The organism is Rhodopirellula bahusiensis (assembly GCF_002727185.1).
In the GTDB taxonomy this organism is placed as follows: Bacteria; Planctomycetota; Planctomycetia; order Pirellulales; family Pirellulaceae; genus Rhodopirellula; species Rhodopirellula bahusiensis.
In genome coordinates, this window is sequence record NZ_NIZW01000018.1 from 42639 (window position 1) to 54875 (window position 12237).

Annotated in this window: 10 protein-coding genes; 3 read left to right on the forward strand and 7 right to left on the reverse strand. The window is 55.5% G+C overall.

Going from position 1 to position 12237, the window contains the following annotated elements; genetic code table 11:
* Window position 1: 1 nt before the first annotated feature.
* The 3 genes from CEE69_RS21305 (at window position 2) to CEE69_RS21325 (ending at window position 2799) form a co-directional block, all read left to right on the forward strand.
* Complete coding sequence (locus CEE69_RS21305) at window positions 2-1393, forward strand: serine/threonine protein kinase (RefSeq protein WP_099262638.1); 1392 nt, start codon at window positions 2-4, stop codon at window positions 1391-1393.
* A 381-nt stretch (window positions 1394-1774) separates the two neighbouring features.
* Window positions 1775-1894 (forward strand): PEP-CTERM sorting domain-containing protein, encoded by a 120-nt coding sequence (locus CEE69_RS33725; protein WP_099262640.1) that lies wholly within the window; start codon window positions 1775-1777, stop codon window positions 1892-1894.
* 425 nt (window positions 1895-2319) lie between these two features.
* Window positions 2320-2799 (forward strand): thioredoxin family protein, encoded by a 480-nt coding sequence (locus tag CEE69_RS21325; RefSeq protein ID WP_099262642.1) that lies wholly within the window; start codon window positions 2320-2322, stop codon window positions 2797-2799.
* A gap of 18 nt (window positions 2800-2817) precedes the next feature.
* Here CEE69_RS21325 and CEE69_RS21330 read toward each other — a convergent pair whose 3' ends face one another.
* From CEE69_RS21330 to CEE69_RS21360, 7 genes are all read right to left on the reverse strand, one after another.
* On the reverse strand, window positions 2818-4227 hold the full coding sequence (locus CEE69_RS21330) for a DUF1501 domain-containing protein (RefSeq protein ID WP_099262643.1): 1410 nt from the start codon (window positions 4225-4227) through the stop codon (window positions 2818-2820).
* A gap of 116 nt (window positions 4228-4343) precedes the next feature.
* Complete coding sequence (locus tag CEE69_RS21335; RefSeq protein ID WP_390179993.1) at window positions 4344-6809, reverse strand: PSD1 and planctomycete cytochrome C domain-containing protein; 2466 nt, start codon at window positions 6807-6809, stop codon at window positions 4344-4346.
* 194 nt (window positions 6810-7003) lie between these two features.
* Window positions 7004-7834, reverse strand: coding sequence for a CvfB family protein (locus CEE69_RS21340; protein WP_099262644.1), 831 nt, complete (start codon window positions 7832-7834; stop codon window positions 7004-7006).
* 81 nt (window positions 7835-7915) lie between these two features.
* Window positions 7916-8254, reverse strand: coding sequence for a hypothetical protein (locus tag CEE69_RS21345; protein WP_233215496.1), 339 nt, complete (start codon window positions 8252-8254; stop codon window positions 7916-7918).
* A gap of 95 nt (window positions 8255-8349) precedes the next feature.
* Window positions 8350-10200 (reverse strand): outer membrane protein assembly factor BamB family protein, encoded by a 1851-nt coding sequence (locus CEE69_RS21350; protein WP_099262646.1) that lies wholly within the window; start codon window positions 10198-10200, stop codon window positions 8350-8352.
* A gap of 318 nt (window positions 10201-10518) precedes the next feature.
* The gene (locus tag CEE69_RS21355) at window positions 10519-11277 is read right to left on the reverse strand and encodes a siderophore-interacting protein (RefSeq protein WP_099262647.1); all 759 of its coding nucleotides are present in this window, start codon (window positions 11275-11277) and stop codon (window positions 10519-10521) included.
* A 167-nt stretch (window positions 11278-11444) separates the two neighbouring features.
* Complete coding sequence (locus CEE69_RS21360) at window positions 11445-12185, reverse strand: SDR family oxidoreductase (protein ID WP_099262648.1); 741 nt, start codon at window positions 12183-12185, stop codon at window positions 11445-11447.
* Window positions 12186-12237 lie beyond the last annotated feature (52 nt).

The window sequence follows — 12237 nt, forward strand, 5'->3', positions numbered from 1 at the left end:
GATGTCCGAGTCGCTTTCTCCCGTCGCCGTTTTTCGCGAAGCCGCCTTGCGTTCTGATCTGCTCAAGGCAGAACAATGGGAACGCGCGGCCAAAGAAGTCAAGCAAAACCTGGCGAGCGAAGACCGATTGGATCCCGAGTTGGTCTGTGAGGAAATGTCCAAGGTTCTCGTTCGCGATCGAATTTTGACGCCTTACCAGTCCCAGCAAATTCGAGCCGGACGCACCAAGCTGACTCTGGGCAACTACGTCATCACTGAGTTCCTCGGCCAAGGTGGCATGGGTCAGGTCTTCGGTGGCGTGCACAAAATCATGGGCAGGCAGTGTGCGATCAAAGTGCTTCCGCTGCAAAAGTCCGATCCGCTGAGCCTGGAAAGCTTCGCTCGCGAAATTCGGCTGCAGTCGAACTTGGACAGCCCCTACTTGGTTCGAGCCTTCGACGCTGGCAAAGACGGCAAGGTCCATTACCTGGTTACGGAGTATGTCCCGGGCACCGATCTGCGTCGTCTGGTTCGAGAGCACGGCCGACTGTCGATGCAACAAGCCGCATCGATCATCGCTCAAGCCGCCGCGGGTCTGGCCTATGCGCATGAATCCGGCTTGGTCCATCGCGATGTCAAACCGGCCAACATTATGGTGACGCCGGATGGTCACGCGAAAGTCTCAGACGTTGGGCTGGCGGCTTTATCGTTCGGCCCCGACGATGATCCGCGAGCCGGCATGGTGGTGGGTACCGCGGATTACCTTTCACCCGAACAGATCCGAACGCCGGATCAAGTCGGACCTCCCAGCGATATCTATTCGCTCGGATGCACGCTGTACTACGCCTGCACCGGTTCGGTCCCGTTCCCGGGTGGCGATTCGAAGTCGAAGTGCCGTCGGCATTTGAACGAGATGCCGCTCAAGCCAACTCAACATGCGCCGGACCTCAGCGAAGCGTTTGTGGACACCATCGCCGACATGATGGAAAAGGATGTGTCTCGACGCATCACCACCGCCGCCGAAGTCGTGATGCGATTGAGCCCCTGGGCAACGATGGACGCTGACACGAACGATGCCGGGTCGATTCAGATCGGTGAAGGCATGCAGCCCGTTGCAATTCCCGCGGCGGGAATCCCTCGCCCCGAAGACTCGCTCGGCGAATCAATGCTTGACGAAATGAGCTGGGACAACATCGGCTCCGATGGTGCGTCCGCCGAACCCCCTGCTTCAGGCAGCAGTTCATCCATCACCCCGCCACCACCACCCGAAGCACCTCAGGCGGATGCCCCCAACTCAGCACCTTCTCAAGCGATCGGCATCTCAACGATCACCTGGTTGGCCAGCATCCTCGCCTTCACCGCCATCGGCTTCCTCGTCGGCTACCTCACCGCCCGCGGCATGTTGTTTCATTGACGCACCTGCCGTAGTGAAGGGGAACCCATCAGACGAAATGCATAGAATCACCAGCGATCTTGACACCTCCCTTGAGATGTACTTCCTTCGGATTCGAAATCAGTCCTCTCGCAGGATTCGCAATTGACTTCGAAAGCTTCGACTATTCCGGGTTCCAAACGTTCGGTGGATCACCACTCGCAACGATTGGACCAACGAAGTTTGCACTGCGTTCAAGCCTGGACGGCTTCGGATCAGATATTGGAGTAGCAGATATTGACGGTGAGACGATTAGTTTGACAGGTGCACAGTATCAAGGCATCGGTTCGACAATCGAATTTAGGCTTTACGCTTAGAGTACATTTGATACGGGAACAAAGCCCTGAACTACGTACTCACTCGATGATTTTACATTCAACGGTACCGACTGCTGTCCCCGAACCAAGCTCACTTGCGATCATTGCTATGGGCGGTGTGGGACTCGCATTGCGACGTCGAAAGACGAACCAAGCAGTGATTTAAACGAGGCGTTCACCAGCACACCAATCTGAATCTTCGCAAAGCCATCCACGAAATCGTGGTTGCCTTTCCTTGTACCTTCACGACGTTGACGCGAAGCGAGTCTCCTGCTTCTTCGCTGATGACACGGACGGAGCGTTTGGGCAACCGAATGAGACGGTTGGCGAGAACCGCGGACGAGGCCATTCAGCTTTGGAGTGACGTGCCCCAAGTGCGGTGTTGCGGCACTCTAGTTCCGACCACATCGCAGCCGCATGCATCCGCGGCAGCGAGAAGAAAAGCATTTCAGTCGTGGTCATGACTCTGGCTTCTTCCCAAAACATTTGACAAGAGGTCATTTGCGACCAAGAGTTCCCGCGAAGGACCATGGTCACCTGATCCCGCTTCGATGCGGTGATTGCACGTTTCTCACCTCGAACGACATCCAGATGAATCATCCGATTGCGGCTCAGTTTTGTTTGCTCCTCTCGATTGCAATCATTGGGTTCGGTGGTGGTGGTTGCAGCATGTCGGAAATCACGGGAGCGTACAGCGAGGAATCGTTCGAACAGTTGATCGATCAAGACAAGTTGATCTTGGTGAAGTTCGGATCGTCCACCTGCGGACCGTGCAACCGATTGGACGAAGAACTCGCTGCGATCAAATCCGATTCGCCAAAAGGTTTGGAGATCCATTGCCTCAGCGTCTGCTCCAATCAAGACCTCGCGTACAAGTACAACATCACCGGCATCCCGCGAATGATGCTGTTCCGCAATGGACAAAAATTGGGCGACCATGTCGGCTATCAATCCGAAGGTCAAATCCGTAGTTGGATCAGCTCGCAGAACAACATCGTCGGCGAAGTGCACCCCAATCCATTTGCGACGAAAGCCACATCAGACCACGTATCGACACCGCAAAAATCTTGAGTGATTGTTCTGACGCGTCTATGCGAACAAGTCGTGGACAACTTTGCCGGCCACATCCGTCAAGCGAAAATCCCGGCCGGCGCGACGGTAGGTGAGTTGCTCGTGGTTTAGCCCGAGAAGATGCAACATCGTGGCATGCAGGTCATGGATGTGGACTTTGTTCTCGACCGCGTAGTAGCCGTATTCATCCGTGGCTCCATACTGGATTCCGGTCTTTAAGCCGGCGCCCGCCATCCACATCGTGAAGCCTTCCGGGTTGTGGTCGCGTCCATCCCGTCCAGAGCCTTCGCAGGTTGGCGTGCGTCCGAATTCGCCGCCCCATAGAACCAGCGTGTCATCCAACAGTCCACGTGCCTTCAGATCTTTCAACAACCCGGCAATCGGCAAATCAACCTCTGCCGCATTCTGCTCGTGACCTTTGCGAAGATTGCCGTGTTGATCCCACTGCACTTCCGTGTTGCTGTGAGTGATCTGGACAAACCGCACACCGCGTTCGGCAAATCGACGTGCCATCAAGCATTGGCGGCCAAAGTCGGCGGTGGTCTCTTGGTCGATCCCATAGAGTTTGTGCGTTGCCTCCGTTTCGGCTTCCAAATCCAAAGCGTCCGGCATTTCAGTCTGCATTCGAAACGCAAGCTCAAACGATTCAATACGAGCCTCCAGTTCCGAATTGGGTCCAGCCGTCCTCAGAAACTCACGGTTCATCGACTGCGTCAGATCCAGTTGCATCCTCTGTGCTTCGCGAGACATTCGCGAATTCTGGACGTATTTCACACGAGCCTGATCGGATGATTGGCTGGCGTTGCCGATGGGGGTCCCCGAAACGCTAGCGGGCAGGAACGCGGATCCCCAATTCTTCGTTCCACCGTGAGCCAAAGTCGGACAGATCGTGATGAATCCGGGTAGGTTCTGGTTTTCGGTTCCCAATCCATAGTTGACCCACGATCCCATGCTGGGACGCACGAACACATCGCTGCCGGTGTGCAACTTCATGCTGGCGCCTCCGTGCGCCGGATTGGTTCCATGCAGTGAATTGATGATGCAAAGATCGTCAACGCACTCCGCGACATGCGGGAACAATTCGCTGACCGCGATGCCGCTGTCTCCGTGTCGAGTGAATTTCCACGGCGAAGCCAGCAGGTTGCTGGTCGGAGCGAATTGGACGCGTGGTTTTTCAAAAGGCAACGGTTTGCCGTCGTCCCTTTGCAACTGCGGTTTGTAGTCAAACGTGTCCATGTGCGACGGGCCCCCTTTCATGAATAGAAAGATGACGCGTTTCGCTTTTGGTGGGAAATGCGGGGTCCCCGAACCTGGCGACGCTCCGGTACCGTTGGACGCTCGAACTTCATCAGCCAACAACGACGCCAACGCCAGCGATCCAAAACCCGCCGCGGTGTTTTGCAAGAGATGTCGTCGTGAGAATTGCATCAGATTGACCAAGTGGAAGGAGCCATGATAGCGGTAGGACCCAAGCCCTCCGGTCACGCGTCAGGACCGGGCGGCTTGCGCCGCTCCGCTAAGATGTTTAGATCTCTGAATGAGCGTTAGCGGATGTAGACAAACTCACTGGAGGAGACAACAGCTTGGCACAACGCCTGCCACGCCAATCGTTCTGGGTAAGAGTTGCTAACACCGGAAACAACATAATTTTCTCGCACTCCGCTCTCGAACCGCGAGAGAAATCGCACGCCATCTGACAACTCCGAATCCGTGGGAGGTCGCCCGTACGCTTCCAGGTACAAATGGCTGATTCGTTGAACTGAATTCTCGCCGGTGTTCAACAAGCGATCCGCCATCGCAAACGTCCGGTCCGCCAGCATCTCTGAGTTCATCAAGAACAAAGCTTGCGGCGCGATCGTGCTGGTGTTTCGGTCCCCGGTTAAAACACTCGCGTCGGTGTAGTCGAACAGTTGAAACATGTCGTACAGATGGTTTCGAATCACCGGCACATAGATTGAACGCCGCTTCGTATCGTACTTCGACTTGTCTTCCGAAGTGTGATTGAAGACGTACTCGCGATTTCCGTAGGGCATGATATTGCCGCCCGTCGTGCGATCCAGTTGCCCGCTGACGGCCAGTAAACCATCACGAATGGCTTCTGCTTCCAGTCGCCGGATGTTGAATCGCCAATGCCATTTGTTGTCGGGATCCATCTCCGCGTTCGTCGCATTGAAGTCACTGCTTCGCTGGTAGGTTTGTGACAATAGGATCAGGCGGTGCATCGCTTTGATCGACCAACCTTCCTCGATAAACTGGACCGCCAACCAATCCAATAATTCGGGGTGCGTTGGTGGACTGCCTTTCAAGCCGAAATTGTCGACCGTATTCACCAGTCCTCGTCCAAAGTGACCTCGCCACAAGCGATTGATCATCACCCGAGCGGTGAGTGGATGATCGCCGCTGGTCAGCCAATGTGCAAACTCAAGTCGCCCGCTGTGATTAGACGCGATAGCGGGCTGGCCACCGATCGCCAGGACCTCCGGAACGCGACGAGGAACAACGTCACCGAGAGTGAGATGACTGCCGCGAAGATGCACGCTCGTGTCCGCCACTTCCCCTTCGACAACGCCCATTGCGGTCGGCAAAACCGGAGCCGAAGCTTCCAATTTCGCCAACTCTCCGCGGAGAGACTTTATCTTCACCTTCGTCTCATCGGGAAGGTGTTTTTCGATCTCGTCGGGTGCTGCCTCGACTTCCGATAGATTGAGAGAGGAAGCCGCCTCTGAGATTTGTCCAGCGATTTGCTGCTCAAGGGACTCAACTTGCTTTTCATGCAGTTCCCGTTGAGTCACTTGCTCAGTTGACTCAATTGTGTTCTCGTGCCACTTCGCGACGGTTGCGTAGCTGTCCATCGTTCGAGTGCTTTTGAAGATCCCAGCCAAACCGTAATAGTCGTGGTGGCTGATCGGATCAAACTTGTGCGTGTGACAGCGTGCGCAGCCGAGTGTCAGGCCCATGAGACTGCGACCAACGGTGTCGATCTGCTCATCGATGATATCCATCTCCATTTTGGCTTCGTCCTGCTCAGCCAGAACCTTTGGTCCGAGGACCAGAAATCCCGTCGCAATCAAACGGTCGTGGCGAAGCTGTGTGTCATTGCCAGATTCCAGCAAGTCGCCCGCCAGTTGTTCAACGACGAATTCATCGTAGGGTTTGTCACTGTTCAGTGAACGCACAACGTAGTCGCGATACCGCCAAGCGTTTCCGTGGACCACGTTTTCATCGAGACCGTTGGAATCGGCGTAGCGAGCAATGTCCAGCCAATGTCGCCCCCATCGCTCTCCATAGTGCGGCGAAGCAAGCAACCGGTCGACTACTTTCGCGAACGCGAGGGGTGATTGATCCGCTAGAAATGCATCAATCTCGCCTGTCGTCGGGGGCAGCCCGATCAAGTCAAATGTGACCCGACGAATGAGCGTGCGTTTGTCGGCGGGTGGGTTCGGACGCAGTCCCATGCTGGTCAGTTCGGCCTGCACAAACGCGTCGATCGGATTGGCAGCACTTTGATAGGGGACTGCCTCGTTGGGCGATGGCAAACTCTCAATCAATGGCGGGGAAACTTTGATGGGCGGTTGAAACGCCCAGTGCTTGCGGCCTTCCTGAATATCGACCGCACCTCGCTGAGCGATCGGGCCAACGGAATCTGCATCGGGATGCGGCGTCCCCATCTCAACCCATCGCACCAAATTGGCGATTTGTATCTCGGACAACTTCGCGTCCGGCGGCATCTTCAGATCATTGTCTTGGTATCGAACCGCCGTAATCAGCAAACTGCTCGCGGGTTTTCCTGGCACCACCGACGCTCCGGCCAATCCGCCCGTCAACATCCCCGCCAGCGTATCAACTCGAAGTTCGGATTCTTGCGATTCCTCTCCATGGCACTCGTAGCAATGATCGATCAGCAACGGGCGAATCTTGGACTCGAAGAAATCGAGTTGATCGGCAGTTGGTTTTGCTTCTGCAGAAAGCTTTGCGTCGTCTTCCGACCAACCAGTCCTCACTGCGACCATTAGGACGATGACGAAAGCAACGACAGAAACGCATTCCCGAACGATTGGGATCATCCGCGTGTCTCGATCAAGCGACTGAATCGACCGAACAGCGAACGATTTCTGCGGAATGGTTCGATGCATCGCTCATCTCCGAATGCTTGGCGTTTCCAGCTCTGTCGATCCGAACGGCTCCGCTTCTTACGTCCTGGCGATCAAACCAATCGGATCCCGTCCTTCGCGATCGTGATGAGTTGCTGTTTGTACAGCCCACCAATCGCCTTCTTGAACTGCCCTTTGCTCATCCCAAATAGCTCGGAGATTTGTTCTGGTGGCGACTTGTCGTGAACCGGTGCGAACCCTTCGTGATCGTGCAAATAGTCTTCAATGATCTGGCTGTAGTCATCGCGAATTTGCTGACCGCTCTTCAGGCTCAAGTCAATCTTCCCGTCGGCTCGGACGTGTTTGACGTAGCCTTCGATGGTCTGACCAAAACTCAGCCGCTGATCCACGTCGTCATTGTACAACAAACCCCAATGGCTCTGATCGACGATCGCTTTGAATCCCATTTCAGTGCTGTTGGCGATGATCAATTCAACAGCCTGCTGAGCGTAAAAACCATGCTCGGGATCATTGCTCACGTACTTGTCAATTTTCGATGTCGCCGTGATTCGATCTTGGTTGTCGAGATACAAGAACACGAGGTAGGACTTTCCCACGACCATCGGGCGATGCTGTTCCGCGAACGGAGCCAAAACGTCTTTATCCAATCCCCAGTCCAGAAACGCGCCAATCGGGGTGTTCTCCTTGACTTCCAAGTACGCGAACTCGCCAACTTCCGCCTTGGGCACCTGAGTCGTCGCGATCGGCCGGTCTTCCGAGTCCAGGTATAGAAAGACTTCGACGATGTCGCCCGGACCCAGGTCGGCCGGAGTGTGTTTTGTGGGCAGCAAGATCTCGCCTAGATCTCCGGCGTCCAAGAACATTCCGAAGTCGGTTTTCTTGACCACTTCCAAGTCATACGTGCCGCCAATCTCTATCAACATGTTGAATCTTCTATGCAATCAATCTGCGGCCGATTTTACGATCAACGACGCTCCATTTGGCCGTCGATGGGGAGGATGGTTTCACGACGAGTGCTTGCGTTTCACCAGCGGCGGGTTGCTGTGAATGATTTCGCCCGAATCGGAAACTTTCAGGTAGTAGGACGCCCCGATGTGGATCCGTTTCGACAACGAGAACTCTCCCAGAGGCTCGAGCTCCTCCCAGACGTTGACGCGATAATTTCCATTGTGATGACGACAGACTTCGACGCGATCCAATCGCGGCGGCTTGCCAATTTTTTCGAGAATCTGCGACTTGATGGTCGCCGTGTGATCGGCGACGTCCTCGGAGTCATCGTTCTTCGGGGCTGGTTGATCGACTTTTGCCATGCTTTCCTCGGCCACAGATAGGGGATTGATCATGAACTGTATCCGAACCGACTCCGGTTCGATACGAGGCCGAAATCAATCAGAGCGTTCAGTGCGGCAGAGCATCGGACAGCGAACCGAACTCGCCGCTAGAGCGGTGCAGCTGATTGACCCGCCAAGTCATCAGGATTTTCTGACTCGTTCTCCACCGGCAAGCGATAACAGGCTGCCTCTTGCGAATTGCGAACGTACAACCGGTCGCCAATGACCACCGGATGGTTCCAAGTTTTGCCGTCGAGGGCTTCGAAGCTCGCGAGCTCTTCATGCTTCGACGGATTCGCCGCCAACAAAATGAGTTCGCCCCGTTCGCCGATCACCAACAACACACCGGAGTCGGCGAGCATCAAAACTTGGCCCTTCCCGTAACGTCCACGCTTCCATTCTCGTTGGCCAGTCTCCAAGTCAACGCATGCGAAGATCTCCGCATCGAAGCCGTACGCATAACCGTCGTGAATCACGAAGTCATTGAAGTCCGGCTTCAGCTTTCGAGAGGCCCAACGCTCTTCGACCTCGAATCCGTCTGCCGTTTGGGTCAGGTCCAAACACCGCGTTTCTTGTTGGCTGGCCAGCACAATCGAATTGCCCGCGATGACCTGAGGTTGCACGGCACTGTAGCCTTCCAGTTTCCATTCGAAGTCGCAACGCGATTCGCCGGACTCTGGATCCAGAATATTCATGCCAGCGTTGGTGAACATCACCACGTAGTCTTCGCCGAACAGATTCAGCAATTGCGGGGAGCTGTAGGAATGATCGCCAGCCGCGGTGGACCATTTCAATTCGCCCGACTCGATTTCAAAAGCGAGTGTGCCCTTGTCATCTTCGCCTCCCGCGTGAACGATCACGGCCGAACCAACGACCAAGGGAGACGAAGAGAATCCCCACACCGGCGGCTCCCGGTCAGCGACCTCTCGCACGTCCACTTCCCAAATCGATTCCCCAGTTTTGGCATCCAGTCGCTGCAGTTGCCCGCTCGCTCCTTGAACAAAAACGCTGCCATCAAAAAGCGTTGGCGTGGCTCTTGGGCCGGGCCCACCCAGCGGATCAAAGAACCGCGATTCGATTTCCTGCGACCAAACTTCGATGCCTTCATCGGCGGTGTAGCAAACCACGGTCTCTTGTTCGCCGCGTTGTTCCTGTGTGAACAACAAATTCCCAGCCACGGCGAACGACGACCACCCGGGACCAACGGGAATCTTCCAAATCAGTTCGGGCTTGTTCGTCAACCAGTCCGTCTGGATCGCTGGTCCGTGCTGTTGGCTCACTCGTCCTGGTCCACGAAACTGAGTCCATTGTGGATCGGCAAGCCACTCGTCCATTTCGGCGTCCGAGCTGATCGCAGCATCGCTAGTCGGTGCATCCGCTCGATCGGCCAGCATCAACTCTTCCGCCGTCGGTTCCCAACGCCAATGAAGATCCAAAGCGAAGTGCCCCCACATGCCTTCGCTTCGTAGGAGCGTCGAATACCCAAACCCGCACAATGCCAGTAGCAGCGCGACAATCGTTCGGTTGAAAGAAAGCCAACGACTCAGCAACACGGCCCCGATGCCAAACGCGGCCGTGCCAAGTGGAACAGTCACCATCATGATGCCCGGGCCGATCATCGTTTTGTCCAACGACAAGATGCAACCAAGGGCGATCAACAACGCTCCGAAGAACCCGACCAAGCGTTCTTTCAGCGAGGCACGACTGAAGGTCAGCCACCACAGCAAGATCAATGCCCCCAACACCACCGGGCCAATCACCGCCACCATCATCAAGATCAGCGGAGCGTCTTCAATCGTCGGAGGCACAAATCGGGCGATCGCCATCAGCACCAGCAGCACAACCGCTGGCCAAACTCGAAGTGGACTCAACTCGTTCGCGACACGCTCTGTGGTGGATGGCTCGGACGCCGAGTCTTCCGCCGCTTTCTCGATAGACTCAAGTTCAGCATCACTCATAGCGACTCTTTCGGTTGGTCAGAGGATCAATGTTTGACTGGTTGCTTTGGTAGCACAAACGGAATCAAAACACCATCCAAGGAGTTGCGTCCACAGTGCAGATACATCGAAGACGTTGAGAACATTAGCCGATGTGCGTTCACACCAGTTCTACGACTGAACCGGGCCTAACGGCCATCGGCTGGATGATGCGATTCGAGATGAGGTTTCGCCTACCGACCATTCAGTCGGAAGGGCGATTGAAGCTTCGCTTGGAAGCTCGTTCAACGAATCGTGGTCAACCTCCCGCCGCTGCTTTCGTCAGGAGACAGCAATGCGTCACGCTCCCTTGTTCACCTCTTCCTGTTCGCTGTCGAGTCGCTTGGCTTGTTTATGACCTTCGTCGGATTGGCCGAGCTTCCAGTAACTCGACAGGTACAGATGCGTGTTGGGAAGATTGTCGTGCTCTCCCAGAAAACTTCTCAGCACCCGCATGCTGTTGAACTCACAGGCGGCCCAAACCGCAGGTTGGCCTTCCAACCACGATAGCGTTCGAACCTTCGAAGCAAGGAACAAGCCATCGACATCAGGTTCCGGGTTGACCTCCCAATGAAGTTCCACCTTTGCCGGATGCTCCAGATCCTGAATGTCCGCCGGACTGGGGACCTCGATCACGACGTAGCCAATTGCGTCCTCGGGCAATTGCCTCAAGTTCACACTGATCGCCGGAATCGCCGTCATGTCTCCCGCCAACAGGAACCAGTCCGCGGCGTGATTGATCAGCTTTTTCGGGCCTGGCCCCGCGACAGTGATCCGATCTCCCGGTTGAGCACCGATCGCCCAAGCAGACGCCGGTCCAGGCGACTCATGCAAGACAAAGTCGATGTCAATTTCTGTCGGTCGCTGGTGGCGAATCGTATAACTGCGTTTCAAAGGCGGTTCACCATCACTCTGAGAGATCAACAACTTCACATACGCGCTCTCTTGATCCGCGGCAAGGCTCGCGAGCTCTTCGCCGCCCAATGTAATGCGCAACATATGCTCGGTGATGGGAGTCGACCGGATCACTTCCAGTTCCCTTTCGGGGCGTTTTGCCATCGATTCAAACTTTGCTCTGTGAGGATTCTTGTACGGTCGAGTTCGCAACTCAGCATGCGGCAACTCGGATCTTCGTGGTTCTGCCCTCTTCAAGTTGGTGCGCAACGCTTTTACCGTTCAGACACTGTTCCGGACCCGGCAGCCGAAGCGTTCAACGCCTCCATCGCTCAGACCATGCCTCCGTTGGCACGAACCGTTTGACCGTTCACCCAGCCACCATCGGGGCCGACCAAGAACGAGACAACACCTGCGATGTCTTCCGGCGTCGCCAGTCGTTCCAATGGAGCCGCTTTGGATAGTTTCTCCACCAATTCGTCGGATTTGCCGTCGAGGAACAACGCAGTGCCCGTCGGTCCAGGTGCGACGGCGTTGACCGTGATGTTCCTTCCTCGCATTTCCTTCGCCATGATCCCGGTCATTGTTTCGACCGCGGCTTTGATGCCTGCATAAACACCGTACGTCTCGAACTTCAATCCCACGACGGTCGTGGAAAAGTTGACGATTCGCCCGCCGTCTCGCAATCGCTTTCCAGCCTCCCGCAACGTGTTGAACGTGCCACGAAAGTTGACAGCGACTTGATCGTCAAACACGGAATCATCGCATTCCGCAATCGGCGCCAACTTCATGATGCCCGCGTTGTTCACCAGCACATCCACACCGCCATATTCTGACTCAGCACGATCGAACATTCGTTTGACCGCGGCGGAATCGGAAACGTCGGCCTGGACCGCAAAGGCATGACCACCCGCCGTTTCGATGGTGTTCACAACCTCGGTTGCCGCATCCTGACTGCCAGCGTAATTGACGATGACGTTGAAACCATCACTGGCGAGCCGCTTTGCAACGGCGGCGCCGATCCCTCGCGATGCCCCCGTCACGATCGCGGTCTTGTTAGTCGTTTCGTTCATCTCAGTCGTTTCCGTTTGCAGATGGAAGTTGCATCACATCGTTAAAACGTCA

Coding starts and splice junctions, on each gene's coding strand:
- CEE69_RS21340 (WP_099262644.1), bottom strand. CDS start 7,834: ATGTTGATAGAGATTGGCGGCACGTATGACTTGGAAGTGGTCAAGAAA.
- CEE69_RS21325 (WP_099262642.1), top strand. CDS start 2,320: ATGAATCATCCGATTGCGGCTCAGTTTTGTTTGCTCCTCTCGATTGCA.
- CEE69_RS21335 (WP_390179993.1), bottom strand. CDS start 6,809: ATGGTCGCAGTGAGGACTGGTTGGTCGGAAGACGACGCAAAGCTTTCT.
- CEE69_RS21305 (WP_099262638.1), top strand. CDS start 2: ATGTCCGAGTCGCTTTCTCCCGTCGCCGTTTTTCGCGAAGCCGCCTTG.
- CEE69_RS21350 (WP_099262646.1), bottom strand. CDS start 10,200: ATGAGTGATGCTGAACTTGAGTCTATCGAGAAAGCGGCGGAAGACTCG.
- CEE69_RS33725 (WP_099262640.1), top strand. CDS start 1,775: ATGATTTTACATTCAACGGTACCGACTGCTGTCCCCGAACCAAGCTCA.
- CEE69_RS21330 (WP_099262643.1), bottom strand. CDS start 4,227: ATGCAATTCTCACGACGACATCTCTTGCAAAACACCGCGGCGGGTTTT.
- CEE69_RS21345 (WP_233215496.1), bottom strand. CDS start 8,254: ATGATCAATCCCCTATCTGTGGCCGAGGAAAGCATGGCAAAAGTCGAT.
- CEE69_RS21355 (WP_099262647.1), bottom strand. CDS start 11,277: ATGGCAAAACGCCCCGAAAGGGAACTGGAAGTGATCCGGTCGACTCCC.
- CEE69_RS21360 (WP_099262648.1), bottom strand. CDS start 12,185: ATGAACGAAACGACTAACAAGACCGCGATCGTGACGGGGGCATCGCGA.